Here is a 387-nt window from a genome sequence, read left to right on the forward strand (position 1 = left end):
GTAAACATTTTGTTCACTCCTTATTGTTATACTAAGATTAGTATACATGTTTTTTACTTTTTGGTCTTAGGTATGTATAAATTGTGTCAACAAGACAAAAGGTAGTTAATAGAATTTGGCAGATTCTATATAGGGCAAGAATCATTTGACCAATCTTTTCTTCTACACTCATTTCTTCAACGATGGATTGTACGACAGTTTGAGCGTCAATCTGAGTATAAAGAGAGACATGGTCAACTTTCGGATCTGGTTCTTGCTTGGTTGATTTCGGTAAAACCCATAAGAATTCAGTGGTAGAGTTAATTTTGTAAGAAAGAATCATTTGGTCATAGGTTTCATCTTGATAATAACGAACATCATCCGGCTCTCCAGCAATTTTCTTAATGT

At 33.6% G+C, this 387-nt stretch carries 1 protein-coding gene; it reads right to left on the reverse strand.

Annotated elements, in window-relative coordinates; all coding sequences use genetic code 11:
- Window positions 1-37 precede the first annotated feature (37 nt).
- A partial coding sequence (locus R2R70_RS19150; RefSeq protein ID WP_410978773.1) for a DUF4309 domain-containing protein occupies window positions 38-387 on the reverse strand: 350 nt, incomplete at its 5' end.

Source organism: Cobetia sp. SIMBA_158 (assembly GCF_046566945.1).
In the GTDB taxonomy this organism is placed as follows: domain Bacteria; phylum Pseudomonadota; class Gammaproteobacteria; order Pseudomonadales; family Halomonadaceae; genus Cobetia; species Cobetia amphilecti.